Source organism: Treponema sp. UBA6852, assembly GCA_002449305.1.
Classification (GTDB): domain Bacteria; phylum Spirochaetota; class Spirochaetia; order Treponematales; family Treponemataceae; genus Treponema_D.
In genome coordinates this window covers 46,923-68,838 of the sequence record DKDI01000013.1, presented here as the reverse complement: position 1 = coordinate 68,838, position 21,916 = coordinate 46,923, and the positions used below count along the sequence as shown (strand labels likewise).

The 21,916-nt window shown below is 37.7% G+C and carries 19 protein-coding genes, 1 tRNA gene and 1 rRNA gene; 14 read left to right on the top strand and 7 right to left on the bottom strand.

The window, feature by feature from the left end:
• Positions 1-31: 31 nt before the first annotated feature.
• The 6 genes from B3209_RS03515 to B3209_RS03490 all read left to right on the top strand — a co-directional run bounded on the left by B3209_RS03515 (position 32) and on the right by B3209_RS03490 (position 5,824).
• Complete coding sequence (locus B3209_RS03515; protein WP_296663994.1) at positions 32-1,600, top strand: ATP-grasp domain-containing protein; 1,569 nt, start codon at positions 32-34, stop codon at positions 1,598-1,600.
• Positions 1,597-2,628 carry an N-acetylmuramoyl-L-alanine amidase family protein gene (locus B3209_RS03510; protein ID WP_295799296.1) on the top strand — a complete coding sequence of 344 codons (1,032 nt, stop codon included), beginning with the start codon at positions 1,597-1,599 and terminating at the stop codon, positions 2,626-2,628. Before B3209_RS03515 ends, B3209_RS03510 begins: the two co-directional genes overlap by 4 nt.
• 2 nt (positions 2,629-2,630) lie before the next feature.
• A complete protein-coding gene (locus B3209_RS03505; protein ID WP_296663991.1) occupies positions 2,631-3,095 on the top strand; it encodes a GerMN domain-containing protein in 465 nt (154 codons plus the stop codon).
• Positions 3,096-3,223: 128 nt separating this feature from the next.
• Positions 3,224-4,309 (top strand): flagellar filament outer layer protein FlaA, encoded by a 1,086-nt coding sequence (locus B3209_RS03500; RefSeq protein WP_295799293.1) that lies wholly within the window; start codon positions 3,224-3,226, stop codon positions 4,307-4,309.
• A 96-nt stretch (positions 4,310-4,405) separates the two neighbouring features.
• The gene (locus B3209_RS03495) at positions 4,406-5,659 is read left to right on the top strand and encodes a tetratricopeptide repeat protein (RefSeq protein ID WP_296663990.1); all 1,254 of its coding nucleotides are present in this window, start codon (positions 4,406-4,408) and stop codon (positions 5,657-5,659) included.
• Between the two features lie 93 nt (positions 5,660-5,752).
• A tRNA-Glu gene (locus B3209_RS03490) sits at positions 5,753-5,824 on the top strand.
• Positions 5,825-5,976: 152 nt separating this feature from the next.
• On the opposite strand, the gene B3209_RS03485 is transcribed toward B3209_RS03490, so the two are convergent.
• Positions 5,977-7,179, bottom strand: a complete 1,203-nt coding sequence (locus B3209_RS03485) for a YidE/YbjL duplication (RefSeq protein ID WP_296663988.1) — start codon at positions 7,177-7,179, stop codon at positions 5,977-5,979.
• A gap of 350 nt (positions 7,180-7,529) precedes the next feature.
• Positions 7,530-8,537, bottom strand: coding sequence for a 2-hydroxyacid dehydrogenase (locus tag B3209_RS03480; protein WP_013701384.1), 1,008 nt, complete (start codon positions 8,535-8,537; stop codon positions 7,530-7,532).
• Between the two features lie 203 nt (positions 8,538-8,740).
• Between B3209_RS03480 and B3209_RS03475 the strand changes: the two genes are divergently transcribed.
• From B3209_RS03475 to B3209_RS03440, 8 genes are all read left to right on the top strand, one after another.
• On the top strand, positions 8,741-8,962 hold the full coding sequence (locus B3209_RS03475) for a DUF6110 family protein (protein ID WP_276752284.1): 222 nt from the start codon (positions 8,741-8,743) through the stop codon (positions 8,960-8,962).
• Positions 8,963-9,011: 49 nt separating this feature from the next.
• Positions 9,012-11,084: a heavy metal translocating P-type ATPase gene (locus B3209_RS03470; protein ID WP_296663984.1), complete on the top strand. Its 2,073-nt coding sequence runs from the start codon at positions 9,012-9,014 to the stop codon at positions 11,082-11,084.
• Between the two features lie 3 nt (positions 11,085-11,087).
• Entirely contained in the window at positions 11,088-11,390 is a 303-nt protein-coding gene (locus B3209_RS03465; RefSeq protein ID WP_296663982.1) for an HMA2 domain-containing protein, read from the top strand.
• Between the two features lie 63 nt (positions 11,391-11,453).
• The gene (locus B3209_RS03460; RefSeq protein WP_296663980.1) at positions 11,454-12,056 is read left to right on the top strand and encodes a flavin reductase; all 603 of its coding nucleotides are present in this window, start codon (positions 11,454-11,456) and stop codon (positions 12,054-12,056) included.
• 129 nt (positions 12,057-12,185) lie between these two features.
• A 5S ribosomal RNA gene (rrf, locus tag B3209_RS03455) occupies positions 12,186-12,294 on the top strand.
• Positions 12,295-12,386: 92 nt separating this feature from the next.
• Positions 12,387-12,608, top strand: coding sequence for a hypothetical protein (locus tag B3209_RS03450; RefSeq protein ID WP_296689821.1), 222 nt, complete (start codon positions 12,387-12,389; stop codon positions 12,606-12,608).
• 193 nt (positions 12,609-12,801) lie between these two features.
• A complete protein-coding gene (locus B3209_RS03445; protein WP_296689819.1) occupies positions 12,802-14,403 on the top strand; it encodes a DEAD/DEAH box helicase in 1,602 nt (533 codons plus the stop codon).
• 15 nt (positions 14,404-14,418) lie between these two features.
• Positions 14,419-16,059: an ABC-F family ATP-binding cassette domain-containing protein gene (locus tag B3209_RS03440; RefSeq protein ID WP_296091560.1), complete on the top strand. Its 1,641-nt coding sequence runs from the start codon at positions 14,419-14,421 to the stop codon at positions 16,057-16,059.
• A 77-nt stretch (positions 16,060-16,136) separates the two neighbouring features.
• On the opposite strand, the gene B3209_RS03435 is transcribed toward B3209_RS03440, so the two are convergent.
• From B3209_RS03435 to uppS, 5 genes are read right to left on the bottom strand one after another with little or no spacing between them, the layout of a single operon-like run.
• Entirely contained in the window at positions 16,137-18,089 is a 1,953-nt protein-coding gene (locus B3209_RS03435; protein WP_296664111.1) for a YncE family protein, read from the bottom strand.
• A gap of 9 nt (positions 18,090-18,098) precedes the next feature.
• A complete protein-coding gene (locus B3209_RS03430; RefSeq protein WP_296664110.1) occupies positions 18,099-19,211 on the bottom strand; it encodes a M50 family metallopeptidase in 1,113 nt (370 codons plus the stop codon).
• Positions 19,208-20,323, bottom strand: a complete 1,116-nt coding sequence (dxr, locus tag B3209_RS03425) for a 1-deoxy-D-xylulose-5-phosphate reductoisomerase (protein ID WP_296664109.1) — start codon at positions 20,321-20,323, stop codon at positions 19,208-19,210. The genes B3209_RS03430 and dxr overlap by 4 nt, the downstream gene beginning before the upstream one ends.
• On the bottom strand, positions 20,323-21,204 hold the full coding sequence (locus tag B3209_RS03420; RefSeq protein ID WP_296664108.1) for a phosphatidate cytidylyltransferase: 882 nt from the start codon (positions 21,202-21,204) through the stop codon (positions 20,323-20,325). The genes dxr and B3209_RS03420 overlap by 1 nt, the downstream gene beginning before the upstream one ends.
• On the bottom strand, positions 21,201-21,914 hold the full coding sequence (gene uppS / locus B3209_RS03415; RefSeq protein WP_296664107.1) for a polyprenyl diphosphate synthase: 714 nt from the start codon (positions 21,912-21,914) through the stop codon (positions 21,201-21,203). Before uppS ends, B3209_RS03420 begins: the two co-directional genes overlap by 4 nt.
• Between the last annotated feature and the right edge of the window lie 2 nt (positions 21,915-21,916).

Sequence of the window (21,916 nt, the reverse complement as noted above, 5' to 3'; positions counted from 1 at the left end):
GGTTTGCTTTTATGTCGAAAATAATAAGTAAATGAATGACCGTTATATTTTGATTTTAGGCGCAGGATTAATGCAGCGTCCTTCAATAGAAGCAGCAAAAGAACTTGGTTATAAGGCTCTTGTTATAGATGCGAATCCTGACGCAGTTTGTGTTCCGTTTGCAGATCGCTTTGAAAAAATAGATTTAAAAGACACAGATGCAATTGTAGATTTTGCTTTGTCTTTAGGAAAAAAACTTTGCGCGGTTTTTACAGCAGGAACAGATTTTTCAGTTCCAGTTTCTCTTGCTTGCCAAAAGTGTGGATTTACTTCTCACAGTTTTGAAGCGGCAATGAATGCCAGCAATAAAATTCTTATGCGTGAATGCTTTAAGAAAAATAAAATTCCTTCTCCTGATTTTTTTGAAGCCGATGAAAGTTATATAGAGCTATTTCAGAAAAACAAAACTTCAGAAATTCATTTTCCAAAAGTTGTAAAGCCTGTAGACAATATGGGAGCACGAGGCTGCCGTCTTGTTAGGAACAGAGATGAATTTCTTCCAGCCTTAAAAGATGCGGTTTGTTTTTCTCGCACAAAAAAAGCTATTGTTGAAGATTTTATGGAAGGACCTGAGTTTTCAATTGATGCGCTTGTTGTAAATGGAAAAGTTGTTATCGCAGGATTTGCTGACCGCCATATTTTTTTTGAGCCGTATTTTGTTGAACTTGGTCATTCAATGCCTTCTGAAATTTCAGAAAATCAAAAGCAGGAAATTGTAAAAGTTTTTACAGATGCGGTTAATGCGCTAGGGCTTACAAACGGAGTTGCAAAGGGAGATGTAAAATATACAAAGCAAGGTCCGATGATTGGTGAAATTGCTGCAAGACTTTCTGGCGGATATATGTCGGGCTGGACTTTTCCTTATTCATCAGGATTTGAGCTTACAAAAGAAGCAATGAAAATTGCGTTGGGAATTCCGTCTGATTTTTCAAGCACTAAAGAAATCCCTTCTAAAAATTTCAGCCATGAAAGAGCGTTCATTTCAATTCCCGGGAAAATAAAAAAAATCTATGGCGAGGAAAAAGCCTGGGCTTCTCCTTTTGTAAAAAATATTTTTTTCAGAGTAAAAGAGGGCTGCTTTGTTGATTTTCCGCGGAATAATGTTGAAAAATGCGGAAACGTAATATCGTCTTCAAAAGAACGCGAACTGTCAAAAAAAAGCGCTGAATCCGCCATTGCTCAGATTGTTCTTCGCTTGGAGCCGAAAAATCCGCAGACTAAAAATTTTCTTTCCAGTGTTGAACTTCCGCAGGAAAAAGGATTTCCGTTCAGCGCATTTGACTTCAATGCAAAAGATGAAAAATTTCTAGCCGAGCTTGAGCAGGTTCCGTTCATTGAAAAAAATCAACCTGTGCAAAATTGTGTTCCTGAAAGCATAAAAAAAATCATGGAAATGCGCGATTGGAATTTCAGAACTGTAAAGGAAACTCTTTTTCTTTTTGATAAAATTTCACCTGAACATCCGCGGCTTGATTCCAAAAAATTCTGGAATTGTCTTTTGCGCGCCGGCATTCAAGGAATTTTGTATTATTCAGATTCTGTTCAGCTGGAGGAAAAATGAAGGTAAAAAGTTTTGTTTTTTTTCTGCTTGTATTTTTTTCGTTTTCAATTTTTTCTCAAGGCGCAAAAGTTGATTTTCTTCAGAATGTGCAAAAATCAGGAATTTCTTTTTATTGGGATCCTTTGACTTCTTGCGGACTTCTTGAAAAAAACGGGCATAGAATTTCATTTAGGGCAGGCGACTCTTTTTTTCTTCAGGATTACAAAACTCTTGTGCAGGAAGATGCGCCTTCATTTGAAAACGGAAAGCTTGTTTCTTCCCAGTCATTTTTTAACCTAGCTGAAAATTTCTTTAAATTGCAGAATTCAGAAGCTCCTTATAAAATCGGCGCGATTCTCATTGATCCGGGGCACGGCGGAAAAGATCCGGGAGCAAGTTCAAGCCATGTTTCAAACGGAAAAAAAATCAAGGTTGTTGAAAAAGACATAAATTTAAAAGTTGGACTTAAGCTCCGTGATTATCTTAAAAAAGCTTATCCTGAAAAAAATATTCTTATGACTCGCAGCACGGATGTTTTCCTTACACTTTCTCAGCGCACAGAAATTGCAAATTCTGTAAAGCTAAAAGAAAACGAAGCAATCCTGTATGTTTCAGTTCATGTAAATTCCAGCCTTAGCGAAAAAGTTACCGGATATGAAGTCTGGTATCTTTCTCCAGGATACCGCCGCCAAGTTCTAAATTCAAAGTCGGTGAATGAGGACGCTTCGATTCTTCCGATTTTGAACAGCATGACTGAAGAGGAATACACAACTGAATCAATTTTAATGGCGAAGTTTATAATGAACGGAATTTCAGCTCAGGTCGGAAATTTGAGCAACTCCCGCGGAATAAAGGAAGAGGAATGGTTTGTAGTTAGGAATTCAAAAATGCCGAGTGTCCTTATAGAGCTTGGTTTCCTTACAAACAAAAAAGAAGGCTTGCTTTTGAACGATGACAAGTACTTGCAGAAATTGTCGCTTGGAATATATAATGGGCTTCAAGAATTTGTGACAAATTTTGAGCGGACCCGCGGATTTACAGGAAACTAAAATTGAACAGAAAATCAAAAATAAATATTTTCGCGCTTGTTTTTGCAGGTGTTTTCTTTGGCTCGCTGATTGTTTCGGGCGCGGCTTTTTATTTTTACAAGTACCATTGCAGGCAGATTTTTTACTTTGAGTCTTATGATTCAAGCCGGATCTGCACAGAAACGCGTTATTCAGAAAAAAAGGGAGGAGATGAGGAAATAAGAGCTTTTGTTGATGATCTTTTGCTTGGACCAATGACAAACCGCTTTAAATTTCTTTTTTCTCCGGGAACGAGAACTGAATTTTGTTTTTCAAATGGAAAAGAGCTTTACATTGGACTTTCAAAGCAGGCTCTCTTTGTCAATTCAGAAACATTTAATATGAGAAAAAATGTTTCATTGCTAAGAAAAAATATTGTGAAGAATTTCACAAATATCAATAAAATTTATATATATATCGATGGAAAGCCTGTTTTTGCGGAAAATTAGCTTTTGTTTACCTGTTTTATTTTGCGGTGTTTTATCCAAAAAAAAATAAAAGAAGTTGACAAAAATGTTTTCTTAATAGATACTATTATAACAAGGCTACATCATATATGTATTAAAAGGAGCTTCTAATGAAGAGGACTTTATTTTTAACCGTTGCTGCAATGATTTTGGCAGGTTCAGTTGCTGTTGCAAGAGAATCAGTTCTTATTGATTTTTCACAGCTCGATGCAGACACTGTAGCAGACGAGAACGGAAATCCAACACAGAACAGCAGAACTGTAATGGATTATTCTGTTGCTGCCGGTGCGACTTTCACAAGTGACCAGAAAACACTTATGAAGACTTCACTGGCTCTTCCTGAATGGGAAGTTGTACTTAATTCTTCTGCCAAGAACCCGGTTTCTGTTGCTCTTTCTCAGGTAGTTGCTGCTCCTGTAAAAGAATCAGCAGATGTTCCTTTCGCTGGAAAAAATGTAATGGGCGTTCGCGTTATTTTCCCAACTTGGGCAAACAATGCAAATGCAAAAATTGTTCCTGCATTTGACATTCCAGCTTACGAACCTCTTTCTGACGCTGATGAGAACGGTGAACGCCAGCAGCCAACAGATGAGCAGAAAGGAAAATACCTTTTTGAAGATGGATACGGTGTTGTAAGAAACGTTGGTACATTGAAATCAATTGCTGTTACAACAATGGGTATGAACTATCCACATGCTCTTTATGTTCTTCTTAAGGACAATGATGGAGTAGAACGCCGCTATCTTATGGGAAATCTCTATTTTGACGGCTGGAAAACTCTTATTTGGAACAACCCAGATTACATTTCAGAAGTTCGCACTCGTGAAATCAGAGTTTACCCAATCTATCCACGCGGAATTCCATTTGTAAAATTCTCTGGATTCCAGGTTGCTCGTGATGCTTCTCACATTGGAGACAACTTCATTGGTTACTTCAAAGATGTAAAGGTTATTTATGACCTCGCAATCCTTACTTCTGATCGCGACATTGATGACGAAGATCTTTGGGGCATCATTACAAAGAAAGAAAGAGACCGCCAGAATGGTGAAATGGCTCGCTTTGGAAACAAGCAGGTTAACCGCTATCTCGAAAAGTCTAAGATGGCTACAGAAGCAGAATTCACATCTTCTCTTGAGGAAAATTCTGATTCCAACGCACAGTCTTCAACACAGGATTCATCAGCTACAGTTCAGTAATTTCTGAAACTTGTGTTTTGTCAAAGACCGTCCTTACGGGACGGTCTTTTTTTATGAAATTGAATATAAAAATGGTAAACTTGTTATATTTTGCTTATGTCTGAAAAGAATTTTACACTTCCTAATAAACTTGAAATTGAACAACGCTATGAAAGCTATAGACCTGCATTCAATGAAATTTTGGGTAAAATTGAAAATCTTTTAAAACAGAAAATCAATTTGCCTTCAAATCCTACTTATAAAGCCAGAATAAAATCTTTTCCTAGTTATTATAAGAAAATACTTAGGCAAAAAGCTAAGGAGTCTTCGGAAAGCAATGAGCTTGTTACGCTTACAGATATGATAGGCATCCGTGTAATTTGCGCCTTTGTGGAAGATCTTGCTCTTGTTGAAAAACAGGTTGTGGAATTTTTTGATGTAAAAGAAATTGAGCGTAAAGGAGCAGACCAGTCATTTAAAGAATTTGGATATGAGTCAGTTCACATTCTTGTTTCAATACCAGAAAACTGCTTGCCGGAATTAGGAATTTCCCCTGAGCTTAGAAAAAATCTTGTATGCGAAATACAGGTTCGTACAATTTTACAGGATGCTTGGGCGGAAGTTGAGCATGAGCTCATTTATAAGTCTGAATTCAATCCTTTTGACAAGCCTTTGCGACGAAAACTGGCTTCTATAAACGCAAGTCTTACTTTGGCTGATATTATTTTCCAAGAAATCAGGGATTATCAGAAAAAACTTCAGAACGAGCTTGGTGAACGCCGGAATTCCTTTTATGAGAAAGCTGATGAATTTTCAGAAGAAATGCTTGGGCAGTCTCATCATCAGGCGGCAGAATCTTCTTCCATTGAAAGTCCGTTTTCTAAAGGCAGCATAGATGATCTGGTTCTTACAGCATTGCACGAGCATAATACAGGAAATTTCAAGAAGGCAATTGAAATTTATACACAGATAATTAATTCTGAGCCGGTTCCTCCTGCAATGGTTTTGAGTGTAATTTACAAGCATAGAGGAATGGCTTATTTTGCGCAAAATCTTTACGAAGAAGCATTGAATGATTTTAAGAAAAGTGTTGAACATGATCCACAATGCTTTAGATCGATTTATTATGAAGGCATTGTCTATTCTGTTCAAGGAAAAGAAAAAGAAGCTATTGAATGTTTTGACCGTTCGCTTGCAATTGATGCATTTCAGAGCCATGTTTATTACAGAAGAGCATTGGCGCTTTTTAATCTAGGAAACTACACAAAGGCAATGGAAGATGTAAACAATGCATTGAAACTTGGTCTTGAAGATGATGATTTAAACACCTTGAAACTAAAACTTATAAAGAAATTTGATATGAATATGTAAAAAAAAATGAGTTTTTTGGTATTTTGCTATTGACATAAAATGCTAATATATGATATATTCTGATTATCGCAATGAGCAATAGCTCTTGTGTATGTCTCCCTCGTCTAGTGGTTAGGACATCGGGTTTTCATCCCGACAACATGGGTTCAATTCCCGTGGGAGATGCTAAAGACCTTGATAGTTTCAAGGTCTTTTTTTTTATTTAAAGCAAACTAAATAGAAACTTTTTTAGACAAAAAAATACCCCAGCTGTGTGCTGGGGTATAAAAAAAATTATGCTAAGCAGAGAAGTTATACTGTTTAAAAACTTTAGTTCTTTATAAAATCATTACGATTATTTTTGCTGTCAAAACAACAGAAACAAGCGCGAGCGGGTATGTCGCAGCATAGGCAGAAGAAACTTCATCTGTTCCTGCTGTTGCAATCAATGAGCCCAGCGCCGGTGTGCTTGTCATTCCGCCTGTTATAGAACCAAGGTTGTTGAAAAGGCTTAGCTTGAATACATAGCGTGCGATTATGTAGCCCACTACCATTGGAACGGTTGTCATAACTGCGCCGTAAATAAAGAATGAGAATTTTACATTTGAAACGAAGTTTACACCGCCTGGGACTCCAGCTCCTATAAGGAACAGGACAAGTCCAAGTTCACGCATAAAATTCAATGTTTGCTTGCTGATTCTGCAGTCAAGTTTTCCTATTCTTCCGAAATGGCCGATTATAAGTCCTGCAACGAGAGTTCCACCGGAATTTCCGAGAGAAAAGTTGACTTTTGGAATTTCAATTGCGCCGATTATGCAGCCAAATGCAACTGCAAGAAAAAATGGGAAAAATCCGAATTCTTCCAATTGAATAAGCTTTGCCTTTGGCTCTGGAATTACTACAGAATTTGCCGCAACAAATGATTCTCTTTCCTTTGCCATGTCAACTTTTAAGATTTTTGGAACAAGCTGAACAAAAAGAACAACTCCAAGAACTCCGTAAAGATATGCGATTCCGTAGCCTGCGCTGATTGCGTCTTGGTTTACATTAGGAACTTCTTTTGCCGCTGAAAATCCCGGTGTGCTTGTAAGTCCTCCTGTCAAAAGTCCTGCTGCCATTTCAGGAGAAAGTGTGTTGTCGAGTTTAACAAAAATTGCAGCTGTAACGCCGCCGATTGCAATTATTATTACGCCAAGCAAAAGGTATGCAATTGACTTCTTATTAAAAGTGCGGAAAAACTTTGGACCTGCAATGAGTCCAACTGCTGTAACAAATAAAGCTGTTCCGATATTTGAAACTAAGCTGAAACTTGATTTTATTGAATTGTTCCATAAAGTGATTTTTTTTGCTTCAATTGAAAATTCTGGAAAATAATGGATTAGTACACCATAGGCAAGCGCAACAATAAGAACACCTGCTGTTCCCAGCGAAATTCCTTTTACATTGATTCCGCCTAGCATAAAACCTAGCGCGCCAATAATAAAAATAATGAAAATGACCGACAGTGTGGAGGAACACAGCCCGGCAAGATAAGTAAGCATTTTTTTACCTCTATAAAAAATATATTCCAATAATTATATCACTTTAAAATGACTTATACAATGTGTTTTGTAGAATATGTAGAATAGTTAATTTATACTAAAACCAATATTCCTAAGACCTTGAGCCAATATTCCTAAGAGCTGGAGTAAGTATTCCTAAGAGCTGGAGCGAATATTCCTAAGAGCTGGAGTAAGTATTCCTAAGGGGCTTAGGAAGTATTCCTAAGAGCTGAAGTAAGTATTCCTAAGGGGCTTAGGAAGTATTCCTTTTGACTGAAATTCCTAAAAATTAACAAAAAAAAATGCCTCCAAAAAAGGAGGCGTCAGGAATAATGAAAGCCTATTGTTTTTTATTTAACTTCATTTTTAAGTTCTTTTCCTTCTGTAAAGTCCAGAATATTTTGAAGCGTTGTGTCTGCGATTGCTTTAAGCGCATTCTTTGTAAGAAATGCCTGATGTCCAGTTATAATTACATTTGGGAAAGTTAAGAGGCGTGCAAGCATATCGTCTTTTATAACGTCTGCGGACCAGTCTGCAAAGAAATATCGGCTTTCTTCTTCGTAAACGTCAAGTGCCGCTCCTCCAATAGTTCTTTTCTTTAAGGCTTTTACTAACGCATGAGTATCGATTAAAGCACCGCGTCCTGTATTTATTATGACCGCATCATTTTTCATCATGGAAAGCGACTTTTCGTTTACAAGATGCTTTGTGTCGTCTGTTAAAGGACAGTGCAGGCTGATTACATCGCTTTTTTGGAATAATTCAATAAGCGGAATATATGTGAATCCTTTTTTTTCAGCCCAGTCATTGTCTGGATAGGCATCGTACATTACGATTTTCATTCCAATTCCAGAAAGGCATTCTGCCATTACTTTTCCGATTTTTCCAGTTCCTATGATTCCTGCTGTAAGTCCGCACAAATCCCGGCCTGTGAGTCCGTTCAATGTGAAATTTCCAGAGCGAGTTCTTAAATATGCCTGAGGAATTTTTCGTGTAAGAGAAAGCAAAAGTGAAAGAGCGTGTTCTGCTACAGAATGAGGCGAGTACGCTGGAACTCTTGCAACTTTTATGCCGAATTCTTTTGCGGCTTCAAGGTCCACGTTGTTAAAGCCAGCGCATCTCAATGCAATCATTTTTACACCGCATTTTTTCAGTATGGAAATAACGGTTCTGTTTATTGTGTCGTTTACAAATGTGCATACAATGTCATAGCCAGATGCAGTCAATGCAGTTTTTTCTGTCAGATGAAAGTCAAAAAAATCAATATTGAATAAAAAGTTCTTGTTTTCTTCTGAAAAAGATTCCTTGTCATAGCTGCAGGCATCATAAAACGCAATTTTCAATTCCTTGTTTTCCATAAAAAATCCTCCGGTAAAAAGTTTCAATTTAAATATACAATTTTTTTGTTTAATTTGCATTAATTTCTGCTTTTTTATTAAAATTTTGTGAAAAAGTTGCTTTTATTTTGAAAATGATTATCTTTATTGAGTGCAATGTAGACTTGAAAAAATTTATTCAGTTTATATAATGAAAGAAAATATAATACTTGCGAGGTGTTTTTATGACAAAATTAGGTGCATTTGCTATTGGTGTTGCGGTTGGCGGAGTAACTCTTGCCTTGGTAAAAACAGCTGGATTCAAGAAAGTCTGCTCTAAAGTTATCAGTGCGGGAATGCAGCTTAAAGATGATGCTGCTTCTTTTGTTGAAACTGTAAAAGAAGACGCGGAAGATATAAAGGCAGAGGCCGCTTACAATAAAAACGCAGCAAAAGCCAACGCTTAAAAATCAATTCTTGAAATATTTAAAAATATATTTTTAAAAAGGGATTGCAATGGATTTTCAGATTTCTCACAGTCTTCCAGGCAGAGTAAGGCTTAGATATGAGCGTCACATTCTGTCTTTGCGTCAGGCAATGCTTGTTCAGATGCTTGTTGGTCTTCAAGAAGGAATAATTTCTGTTTCTGTTAATATAGTTTCAGGAAGCATTCTTATTGAATATAAAGATACTTCCTTGGAAACAGTTCTTTCCTATGTAAAGGCTCTTGATGGAAAGTATCTCAATGATGAAAATCTGCTTTCAAGCGTTTCTATGCCTTCTGTGCAGGAAAGTCTTTTGGAGTCGTTGCTGTCCCTTACAGTTGAGCATTTTCTAAAAAAACTTCTTCCTCTTCCATTGAGAAAAATCATTTCTCTTGTTTCAATTGTTCCTCGTGTTCAAAAGGGTATTGCAAGCGTAGTGAGAGGTAAGCCGTTCTGTGCGGAAACTCTTGATGCGGCTGCAATTTCTCTTTCATATTTAACTGGCGACATAGATACAGCTGGAACTATAAATTTCCTTTTGAATATCGGCGATACTCTCGAAGATTACACAAAGCGAAAGTCCCACGACAATTTGACTCAGTCGCTTCTTATAACTGATGAAACCGTTACAATTGTTCAGGACGGAGAAGAAAAAGAGATTTCTACACAGCTTTTAAAGGCTGGCGACATTGTTATTGTTCGCGCTGGCTCTGTAATTCCTGTTGACGGAACTGTTGTGGACGGAGTTGGAATGGTGAACCAATCTTCAATGACTGGAGAAGCTTTGCCTGTGCAGCGTGAAAAAGGCTCGTCTGTTTTTGCTTCCACAATTCTTGAAGAAGGCGAAATAAAAATAAAAGTGAAGGCTTGCGGCGGAGAAACCAAAGTAAGCAAAATTGCAAATATGATTGACCGCTCAAATTCGCTTAAGGCTGCAAGCCAGGAAAAAGCGGAACGTGTTGCTGACAATCTTGTAAAATACAACTTTTTAATTGCAGGTCTTGCGTATTTCTTTACACGCAACTTTACAAAGGCGGCTTCAACATTGCTTGTGGATTATTCATGCGCTATGAAGCTTTCTGCTCCGATTTCAGTTCTTTCTGCAATGAGAGATTGCGCCCGGAACGGAATTCTTGCGAAAGGCGGAAAATTTCTTGAGGAATTCGCTGAAGCTGACACAATTGTTTTTGACAAGACAGGAACATTGACAGAATCAAACCCTGTTGTAAAAAAGATTGTTGTTTTTGGCACTAGAAACGAAAATGAAGTTTTAAAGCTTGCTGCTTGCCTTGAAGAGCATTTCCCTCATTCTTTGGCGCGGGCGGTTGTAAATGAAGCTGCGTCCAGAGGATTGAACCACAAGGAAGAGCACACAAAAGTAGAATATATTCTTGCGCATGGAATTGCTTCTAGCCTTGATGGAAAAAAACTCCGCATAGGAAGCGCGCATTTTATTTTTGATGATGAAAAAATTCCGCTTACAAAAGAAGTTGAAGACTGCATAAATACAATAACTGGCTGCTCTCAGCTTTATTTTGCAATTGACGGAGAACTTGCCGCTATAATCATAATTGAAGATCCAATCAGAAAAGAATCTTGCGCTGTAATAAAAAAATTGAAAGAGTCTGGTTTTAAGAATGTTATTATGATTACAGGCGATAATAAGCATACTGCAAAAGAAGTTGCGGAAAAAACTGGCGTAACAGATTTTGTTGCTGAAGCTCTTCCAGACACAAAAGTATCTTGGATTGAAAAGCTTAAGAAAGAAGGACACAAAGTTGTTATGGTTGGAGACGGAATCAATGATTCTCCAGCTCTTTCTGCGGCAAATGTTGGAATTGCAATGGGAAAAGCAAGCTCAATTGCAAGCGAAACTGCGGATATTCTTCTTCCTGATGACGGCTTGGATTCTCTTCCAGTTCTGCGGAAAATAAGCCGAAACTTAATTTCAAGAATTCACGGAAACAACCGTGCTATAATTGGAATAAATTCTGCGCTTATTGCCGGCGGACTTGCTGGTTCCATAACACCGCAAATGGCAGCCTTGCTTCATAATAGCTCCACAGTTGCAATCAGCGTAAATGCAATGAGCTCATTGGATTAAAAAATGATTGTTTCAAGTTTTTTTCCAGGAAGAATCCGTTTACGCAATGAAGTTTTTAAAGATGATGATATATTTTCCGCATTGTATTCAGCGGTGGGAAGCCATTCTGCCGTAAAAAAAGTTGAGCGCAATGAAAAAACGGGCAGCGTGCTTGTTGAATATATTCCAGAAAATTTACCCATGGAAAAACTTCTTGCCTTAAAAGATGAACTTTTTGCACTTGGAAAACTTGCGGAATTCTATAACAAAAAAAACAAGCCGGTTATTCTTGAAAAAATTCAGGAAATCGAAAAAAAATTAAAATAACTTTGCATATTTTATAGCTTTTGTTATATTTAAAGTAATTCACTTTCTTAACGGAGGTTCTTTATGGATAACAAGGCTATGTTCAATTTGTCTTACGGTCTTTTTATTTTGACTGCAAAAGACGGCGAAAAAGACAACGGCTGCATTGTGAATACTGTAGGGCAGGTTACTTCCCAGCCTAACAGAATTTCTTTGACGGTAAACAAAGCGAATTATACGCACGACATGATTCTGAAAACAAAAGAATTCAATGTTTCAGTTCTAGCAGAAAATTCAAAATTTGGAACTTACAAGCACTGGGGCTTTCAAAGCGGCAGAAATACAGACAAACTGGAGTCAATTTCTTTTAAAAGATCTGCAAACGGTCTTGTTTATATTGCGGAGGAAACAAACGCATTTTTGAGTGCGAAAGTTGTTTCTACTTTGGATTTGGGAACGCACACTCTTTTTATTGCTGATGTTACAGACGGTGAAGTTTTGTCGCAAGTTCCTTCAGCAACGTATTCATTTTATCAGAATAATATAAAGCCAAAGCCGGCTTCCACGGAAAAGAAAAAGGGATTTATTTGCACTGTATGCGGATATATTTACGAAGGCGAAACTTTGCCGGACGATTTTATTTGCCCTGTATGTAAGCATCCAGCTTCAGATTTTAAGCCGCTTTAACAAAATTTGTGTGCTTGAAACCGTAAGCTAACTGTTTTCATACTGAAAAATTCAAAATTTTTCTAAAAAAAATAATAGTTTTTGCAAATTCATATTGACATTTTTTTTTGGAAAGTATATATTCTTAATCACGGTAGCCAAAGTGAAGAGGCAATACCCGTTCCCATACCGAACACGGAAGTCAAGCTCTTCTACGCCGATGATACTGCTAACGCGGGAAAGTAGGAAGCTGCCGTATTTTTATTTTAAACGCTTTTTTTTTCAATCAATAAAAATCTTTCAGTTTTAATGTTCACAAAAACTTTAGATGGATATGATTCTGTCAAATCTGTGAAATACAAGATAAAAAGCGATTCTGGAAATATGATTCACATAGGAATAAAATTTGAGAAGGAAAATAGTTCTTTGGGCATAGGTTACGATAAATTCTGCACAGGAAGCGAAACAGAATTTGAGATTTTGTCTCCTGTTTCTGGAATAAAAAATCTGCAAGTTTTCTTTGAGCCGTTGGATAAAGGAAGCTATGAAGTTTCAGATATTCAAATAGAATAAAATAAGAACTCAAGAAGTGAGCGATTTTTCCCGGGGAATTTTCCTCGGGATTTTTTTTGTGTGAATAAAAATTCATTTATCTTATTTCAATTGATACTATCTGAAAAAACTTGTATACTAAGCTAACTATTTATATTATAGAAAGAAATTGACTTTTATCGCAAAGATGTAATTATATTTTTAGGATTTAGCAATGAAATTTACAGAATTTTCTTTACACGAAAGCCTTTTGCAGGGAATTGAAGATGCAGGCTACGTGGATTGCACTCCTGTTCAGGAGCAGGTTTTAAAGTCTTCTTTGGAAGGAAGAGATTTGTATGTTCAGTCGCAGACAGGAACTGGAAAAACTGCGGCGTATTTAACAAGCGTTATTCAGGAGCTTTTGACACGCGGAGAGGCGGCAGGAAAAAAAGCTTTGATTATGGTTCCTACAAGGGAGCTTGCTGTTCAAGTTCAGGAAGAAGCTCAAAAACTTGCAAAGTTCACTTCTCTAAAATGCGCTAGTTTCTACGGCGGCGTTGGATATGACAAGCAGGTTGCGTCCTTAAAAAAAGGTGTGGACATTATGATTGGAACTCCGGGACGTGTAATTGACTTAAACCATGGAAATCAAATGGATTTGAGTTCTGTTGCTTTTCTTGTGATTGACGAAGCCGACAGAATGTTTGACATGGGATTTTATCCGGATTTAAGAACACTTATAAAAGTTTTGCCTTCAAGCGAGCAGCGGCAGACAATGCTTTTTAGCGCGACCTTAAATTCCTATGTAAAAAATCTCGCTTGGGAATATACCCGCAATCCGGCAGAAATTACAATTGCTGCGGAAAATATAACTGTTGACGAAATTGCCCAGGAGCTTTTTCATGTTTCAAGCGATGACAAAATGAAACTTTTGCTTGGAATTATTTCGCGTGAAAAGCCTGAAAGCCTGATTGTTTTCTGCAATACAAAAAAAAGCTGCGAGATTGTTGCAAAGCGTCTTAGAATGAACGGATTTGAAAGCGAGTTTATAATCGGAGACCTTCCGCAGAAAAAACGCCTTGCCATAATGGATAAATTTAAAGCCGGAGCTATAAAATGTCTCGTTGCTACAGATGTTGCCGCCCGTGGAATTGATGTAAACGACCTTGCGATGGTTATAAACTACGACTTGCCGAATGAGGCTGAAAACTACGTGCATCGCATTGGAAGAACTGCACGTGCCGGAAAATCAGGAAAGGCATTTACATTTTGCAGTGAGCAGGACGTTTATTCCTTACCGCCGATTGAGCGTTATATTGAAAAGCCCATTCCTAGCTGTGTCGCAGATGAATCCATGTTTGTTCAAGACAAAAGCGCCGGTGTATATATAAAACTTGACAGTTATCACGAAGATTACAATGACAAAAGCGAATTTGGACGCCGCCGTGCAGCTGAATACAATAGAAAAAATGGCAGTTCAGATAGAAGACGTTCTTCAAAAAAAGGAAGAGGCCGTTATTCTTCACGCAACGAAGAAGCTAAAAAAGAATACAAGCGCGACAGACGTGTTTATATTGATGAAGACAAGCTTGCCACAATGTCAACAGAAGAGCGCATGAAAGTTTATAAGGAAAAATACGCATCCCTTACTTCTTCGTCTTCAAATAAGCAAAAGTATTCTTCAAAAAAACAAAGCGTTGCAAAGAAAAATTCTTCAATGCAAAAAAATGCTTCGGGCAAAAAGAGTTATTCTTCAAAGCCTGCGGAATCTAAAAAATCGCCTCAAAAGAAAAGCGTATTAGCTAGAATAAAATCCTTCTTTGGAAAAAAATAAATCGGAGAAAAAAAATTGATTACAGTAACAGATGTAAGTCTAAAATTCAGTGAAAAACCTTTGTTCAAAGATGTGAACATAAAATTTATGAAAGGAAACTGCTACGGAATTATTGGTGCAAACGGAGCAGGCAAGTCAACTTTCTTGAAAATTCTTTCCGGTGAAATAGAGCATGACACGGGAACAATTACAATTACTCCCGGCGAACGTATGTCGGTTTTAAGCCAGGATCACTTTAAATATGACGGATATTCAGTAAAAGAAACTGTAAAGATGGGCTATCCGAAGCTTTATCAGTTGGAAAAGGACATCGATGCAATTTACGCAAAAGAAGATTTTTCTGATGAAGACGGAATGAAGGCTGCGGATATGCAGGCGGAATTTGGCGAGCTTGGAGGCTACGAGGCAGAAAATCAGATTGAGCAGATGCTTTCTGGTCTTGGTCTTGAAGAGGAATTCCACGACAGAATGATGAGCGAGCTGGACGAAAGCCAAAAGGTACGAGTGCTTCTTGCCCAGGCTCTTTTTGGAAATCCTGATTATCTTATTCTCGATGAGCCTACAAACGGTCTTGACCTTGAGTCCATTATTTGGCTTGAGGAATTTCTTTTGGAATTTGAGAACTGCGTTATTGTTGTTTCGCATGACCGCCACTTTTTGAATGCAGTCTGCACATTTACTTGCGATATTGACTACGGAAAAATTACTCAGTTTACCGGAAACTATGACTTCTGGTATCAGATGAGCCAGATTCTTCAAAAGCAGGCAAAAGATCAGCAGAAAAAACGCGAAGACAAAATGGCAGACCTTAAGCAGTTTATACAGCGGTTTGCAAGCAATGTTTCAAAGTCAGGACAGGCTTCGAGCCGCAAGAAAATGCTTGAAAAAATGGAGCTTGAAGATATTCCTGTTACGAGCCGAAAATTCCCTTATGTTGGATTTCAGCCTGAACGCGAGATTGGAAATTTTGTTCTTACCGCTGAAAAATTGAATTCAAAGGACGACGATGGAAATGTTCTGCTCAATGACTTTAGCATTACAATTCATCCTGGCGAAAAAGTTGCTTTTGTCGGAATGGAACATAACTCAATAACTTCATTTTTTGATATTGTTTCAGAAACAAAAAAGCCTGACAGCGGAACATATAGCTGGGGACAGACTACAAGCCACAGCTACATGGGTCGCGACAATTCATCTTATTTTAACAATGAGCTTACAATAACTGACTGGCTCAAGCAGTATTCTCCTGATCAGGATGATGCTTATGTCCGCGGATTTTTGGGACGCATGCTTTTTTCCGGTGATGATGGGCTTAAAAAAGTAAAGGTTCTTTCTGGAGGCGAAAAAGTGCGCTGTATGCTTTCAAAAATGATGCTTAGCGGCGCAAATGTTTTGATTCTTGACGATCCTACAAACCATCTTGATCTTGAGTCAATTGAAAGCTTAAACGAAGGCCTTGTGAAGTTTCCTGGCGTTGTAATGTTCTCAAGCCATGACCACGAATTTATTTCGACAATTGCAAACAGAATTATCGAAATCACTCCTAAAGGAATAATTGACCGCATGATGAATTTTGATGATTATCTCAAGGACGATCAGGTTAAGCAGCTTAGAAAAGAATATTATGCAGGCTTGAATAAAAAAATTAGAATCTAATATTTCATAAAGCTGACATTTTATCCAGAATCCGTGCATTGTTTTGTTTGCATTGCGCGGATTTTTTTTGCAGTTAACTAAAATTCAATCCAGTCGCCGTCTGTTGTTAAGTACCAGTCCGCAAGAAGAATCTGCGAGCTTGGATTGTACCAGGAAATGCTTCCGTTGTAGTTAAGAACAGCGACTCTGTCTTTTGATGCGGCAGCTTTTAGCGGCATAGAAGCGGAGCGGCGGAAAACAGTTGTTTTTCCTGCTGAAATGTTGTATGAGCGCACTTGATTTTTGCCTATGTTTGTGAACACAAAAGGATATTCAAGTTCTGTAAATGCAGTAGCGTCTTCTGCCTGCAATGTGAACAGCGAATTCTGGATTCCAGACTTTGGATAGAAAGAAAATACAAGTGTTTTTGATGTGCCGTTTATAGAGTCAATTGAAATTCCGTATACAGGAGAATTTTCCTTGTTTTCATCATAGCTTAAGGAAAAAGCAACATCTCCATTGAATTTGAGAGGAACGGTTTCTTTTGTCTGGGTGTTTACAGAAACGAATGCGGAATCTCCTTTTCCTGTGGAAGTTTTTGCCACGACAACAAGATTTTCATTTACAAGAACCGCATCTTGAACCGAAGTTCCTGTGTATACAGTTGAATTTGCTCCTGTTTCCATGTCATAGATTGCGACTATGGAAGTTCCCAGAATATAGACAATTTTGTTTTTGAATACTCTTAAGTTTCTAAGCTGAGCAGATGGCGTGAACAAAGTTTTTGTATTTTCACTTCCGTCCAAAGATATCTGCTGAACTGGACGCTGTGTGTTTTTTGACCACAAAATGAGAGAATCACTGTGCTTTAAAATATTTGTATGCGAAAAACTAGAGCCCAGTCTATACATGGCTTTTGTGTCGTAAGAAGTTTTAAATATTGCGTTTTGCGTCAAAAGATAGAAAATGCTTTCATCGGAATCAATATCGTAGATTTTCTGGTACATATTTTCTGTGATTGAAAAAATGCTGTAAAGTTCTGATTCTGGAATATCTGTCATGGAATAGAGCGCGCCATTTTGTGTTCCTAGCATTACTGTCTCTGCATTTTTTGCGGCGCAGGTAAATTTGTCGCGGCTTTTTAGCCCTGTAAAATTCTTAATGATAAGAGGTGAGGCTGCTGATTTTCCTGTAAAAAGTTTTTTCAATGATTCTTGGTCTACAAGCTGCAACGAAAAATTTTTTCCGCCGTCAGCTATAAAGTAAAGCCCCTGCTTGTCTTCATGGCTGGATTTTGAAGCGAAAATGAGTGGCGAATTTGCCTGGTACTGAGCAAGTGTCTTTCCTGAAGTTGCATCAATTATAAATATTGTATTATTTTTTTCTCCTGCAATAAATCTATTTTTGAAATTTCCTGTGCCAAAAAGTGTAAGCTGATTCAATGAACTTGGCGCGGAAAATTTCGCCTTGACTTTCATTCCAATCAAATCATAATAATAGAGAGTTCCGGACTTTGAGTACATAACGGCAGTTTTTTCTGAATCGCCTGTGAGAATAAGCGGCACAATTCCTGAAACATCAGCCGCTTTTTTTATTACAGTTCCGGTTCTTGCATTTAAAACAAAAGTTCCGTTTACTGCCGTTGTTCCCGCAAAAAGATATTTTCCCTTTGCTGAAAACGAAACTGAAACTATTGAATTTGCGAATTTCTTGGAAAACTTTTTTGTGTAAGTCTTTGAATCTATTACAGTCAGCCTGTGATTTGAAATTCCATCTGTTTCGTAAACTGCGATGTCCCCATAAACTGAATTTTTTGCCACAAGCCGCACTTGCAAGTCGGAAACTTGGTAGTGTTCTCCCATTCCGTCCGAAGTCCATTTTATAATAAATCCGTCATTTCCCACTGAATAAAATGAATCGTCAGAAGAAGATTCTGTTTCCGAAGAGAGCAGGGCGTTGACTTTTCCTTCATGCGACTGAGTTGAAGCTATTGTCTGCGAATAAAGGCTGAAAGATAAAAATAGCAGAACGATATTTATGAATTTTTTCATGTAAAACCTCTATTTTTTTAGAAAATAAATTATGTCGCCTGTCATGGCAAATATAAAAAGGAGAGCTATAAAAAATATTCCGACAAACTGAATGTAATACAAAACTTTTGGATTCATTTTCTTGCGTGCCAAAAATTCGATTAGCGCAAAAAGAATAAGTCCGCCGTCCAGAACTGGAATAGGAAGCAGGTTCGTTAAAAAAAGTGAAATGCTTATAAGCGCAAGAAATTCCAGCGTGGAAACTACACCTTCTTTAAATCCTGCCGCAAATCCATGTTTTACAGTTGTACCCAAAATCGAAGTGATTCTTACCGGTCCTGAAACTGCATTTGTAAGATTTACGCCTTTAAATAGAATTCTTATGCTTTTTCCAGTCAATGCGATAATTTTTGCGCTTTGTGTGAATCCTTCTTTGCATGCGCCGAAAAATCCGTGCCTTGGATATTCGTGTTCAACAATTGATTCCGGGTCTGAAACAATTCCAAGTTTTCCAGCTCCAGTTTCTTTGTCCAGTTCCGTTTTCACATCAAAGAAAAAGATTTTGCCTTCGCGCTCAACTTCAATTTTTATATTTTCATCTGGATGAGTTGAAATAAATGCTGCGATTTCGCTGAAGTCATTTACCGCTGTTCCGTTTAAACTTAAAATTTTGTCTCCGCTTTTCATTCCGACATCGTGGGCTGGGGAAGAAAGTTCCGGATAAATTTCGTCTGCCATGGAAACTTTTGTGCCTGCGCTGTAGTATGTATAGCCGATAATGGCAATTGTAAAAAATGCAAAAAATCCGAACAAAAAATTTGCAAACGGACCTGCAAATGCTATTGCGAGTCTTTTTAAAGGATGAATACCGTATAATGAATCCTTTTCGCCTTGAATTTCCTTGAGATTTTTTTCCATTGCTTCTTGGAAATCCTTTTCGCCTTTCATTGCGCAGTATCCGCCCAAAGGAATAAGGGAAATTCTGTAGTCAGTTTCTTTCCAAGTGCTATGAAGTAAAACCGGTCCCATTCCAATTGAAAAGGCTTCAACTTTTACTCCGAAAATTCTTGCGGCTACAAAATGCCCTAGTTCATGAAAAAATACAAGAAAACCTAGTCCTAGAATTCCCAAGACAAATGTCAACGGATTCCTCCTGACAGCAAAGCAAGCTGACGTTCTGCTTCAAGGCGGACTTTTTGGTCAATGCTGAAAATTTCTTCAATTGAAGCTGGCTGCGTGCTCCAGTCAAGCTCAAGAGTATTGATTACAATTTTTGCAATATCGGTAAAGCCACATTTTTTTTCAAGAAAAGCCTGAACTGCAATTTCGTTTGCGGCATTGAATGCGATTGTGTAGCCTGCGCCTTTTTTTGCACAGCTGAATGCTGTTTTTAAAAGCGGAAACGAGCCAAATCTTGGAGCGGAAAATGTCATTTCTTTGCAAGATGCAAGGTCAAATTTTTCAAGGTAATTTTCTGAAATTTTCGGCCAGACTAAAGCTCCGAATATTGGATGGCGCATATCGGGATTTGAAATCTGCGCGTACAACATTCCGTCCTTTGTTCTTACAAGTGAATGAATCAGGCTTTGCGGATGAACTACAACGCTCACTTTTTCAGGCGGAAAGTCAAAAAGTCTGCACGCTTCAATAACTTCAAGACCTTTGTTTGCAAGACTTGCGCTATCGATTGTGATTTTTGGTCCCATTGACCAAGTCGGATGTTTTAATGCATCTTCAATTGAAACTGTTTTTAGCTCTTCATCTGAAAGATTCTTGAACGGACCGCCGCTTGCAGTTATTATTATTTCGCTTATATTTTCCGAGCCGATTTTCTGCACCAAGTTGAATATTGCCGAATGCTCACTGTCTACGGGAATTATTTTTGCTCCATTTTTTTTTGCAATTTCCTTTACAAGATTCCACGCCATTACAACTGTTTCTTTGTTTGCAAGAGCCAAGTCAATTCCGTTTTCCAAAACAAGAACTGAAGGCTTGAGACCGGCAGCTCCAGCGATTCCATTTACTGCAATATCGGCTTTGCTTTCTTTTATGAGTTTTTTAAGACCTTCTATTCCATCTTTTGAAAAAACAGTTCCTTTGCAATTGAATTCGCAGCATAATTCTTTTACTTTTTCTTCATTTTTTCCAGCTGAAATTCCGCATACTTCAAAAGTGCCGCTCATTTTGCGTGCAATATCAAGAGTCTGGCTTCCGATTGATCCGGTACAGCCTAAAACAAGAATTCTTTTTTTCATCAGTTGAACGGTCCGAATAAAATTGAAACTAAAAGATAGAAAATAGGAGCGGAAACAACTATGGAATCAATGGAGTCCAAAATTCCTCCACGTCCAGGAATTATTTTGCCTGAATCTTTTATTCCAGATGAACGCTTGAATACAGATTCTGTTAAGTCGCCGACAATTGAGGAAAGTGCCATGCAAAGTCCTGTAAAGACAATCTTAAGAGGCGAGCCTGAAAAAATTTGCGGCCATAAATAATAGCCTAAAATTCCAGCTCCAACAGAACCAATGAATCCGCCTATGAATCCAATGCAGCTTTTGTTTGGGCTTGCTTTTACAATTCCCCGGTTGCTTTTTCCGAATAAAACACCCAAAAACCATGCTATGCTGTCGCACAAAAATACCATCAGGATAAATACGCAAACGACTGGAACAGTTATGTTTTTTCCGTTTAAAGTCCAAGTTGTCATTCTTGAAATAAATGTAAGCAAAAATCCTGTATAAGTTATTATGAAAATAGAGGAAGCGAGCCGCGCATTCGAATCTTCAAATTCTTTTTGGGAAAAAACTTCGACTGTAAATAAAATCAAAATTGTTACGATATACGCGAATGTTATAATTTCTTGCCCGGAATAAAAGTTGATTCCCAAAGATGGCAAAATGGCGTAAAGAGCCGCCACAAGTGGAATGAAGATGCTTTCAGCTATAATAAGTTTTTTATTCAGAAGCTTGTATTTTACAGAAAAAATATCATAAAGCTCAGATGCACCAAGCGCAGAAATCAAGCAGACCAAAATATGAAGCAAAATATGATTATAAAATGGCGCAACTATAAAGGCTATGACAATAGGAATTCCGATAAAAAAAATCAATAAACGGGAAGCAATTTTATTCATACTGGAACAGCTCCAAATCTTCTAGTTCTTTTTTGAAACTCTCCTATATCTTTGAAAAATTCTTCCTTATAATAATCAGGCCAAAGTGTGTCTGAAAAAAGCAATTCAGCATAAGCCGAGTGCCACATCAGAAAATTACTTAGTCTTTTTTCTCCGCCAGTTCTTATAAGCAAATCCACATCAGGAAGCTCTGGAACATCAAAACTTCTTGAAATAGATTCTTCTGAAATATCCAAGGCCGTTTTTCCTTCCGCAACAAGTTTTTTTACACCACGGATAATTTCGTCCCGTCCACCATAGTTTATTGCAAGACAAATTGTAAGCCCTGTAAGATTTTCTGTATCTTTTTCAATTTTATCAATGTCTTTTCTTACATTTTCCGGCAGTCTTGACTTGTCGCCGAGCATACGGACTCTAACGTTGTTGTATTTGCAGAAATCGAATTCCTTTAAAAGATAGGAATGTATAAGATTCATCAAAAATCCAACTTCCTGCTCTGTGCGTTTCCAGTTTTCTGTCGAAAAAACATAAAATGTAAGGAATTTCAAGCCGATGTCAGAAGATGCTTTTGCAATTTCCTTTGCTCTTTTTAAGCCTTCCGTGTGGCCATTAGTTCTGAGTAGATTCCGCTTTTTTGCCCAGCGACCATTGCCGTCCATAATTATTCCTACATGAACCGGCAATGCATCTTTGTTGAATAAATCAGACATTG